We start from the raw sequence: 446 nt of genomic DNA, 5'->3' as shown, positions 1-446 counted from the left end.
CCCTCCCCCCGCCCCTCCCGCAAGCGGGAGGGGAGAAGGATTAGACGATGACGGCACGAGAAACCCTGTTGGCCGAAGCGGCCAAGCGCATCCTGATCACCGATGGCGCGTTCGGCACCGAGATCCAGAATTGGAAGCTGTCCGAGGCGGATTATGCTGGCGACCTGGGCCTGACCAAGGACCAGAAGGGCAATAACGACATTCTCGCGCTGACCAAGCCGGCGGTGCCCGAGGCGATCCACCGCGCCTATTTCGAGGCGGGCGCGGACATTGCCGAGACCAACACCTTCTCGGCCAACCGCATCAGCCAGGCCGATTATGCCGCCGAGCATCTGGTGCGCGAGATCAATGTCGAGAGCGCGCGGCTCGCGCGGCGGCTGGCGGATGAATATCAGGCCAAGGATGGCCGCCCGCGCTTTGTTGCAGGGGCCGTTGGCCCGACCAAC

1 protein-coding gene is annotated in these 446 nt (G+C 65.2%); it reads left to right on the top strand.

Annotated features, from left to right (window positions below):
* Positions 1–47 precede the first annotated feature (47 nt).
* Positions 48–446 (top strand): homocysteine S-methyltransferase family protein (locus tag AACY52_RS31325; RefSeq protein ID WP_339561544.1); only part of this gene is annotated, 399 nt, incomplete at its 3' end.

The sequence above is a fragment of the Pseudomonas sp. EA_65y_Pfl1_P113 genome (assembly GCF_963970525.1).
Taxonomy (GTDB): Bacteria; Pseudomonadota; Gammaproteobacteria; order Pseudomonadales; family Pseudomonadaceae; genus Aquipseudomonas; species Aquipseudomonas tritici.
This window is presented reverse-complemented; position numbering and strand designations above follow the sequence as displayed.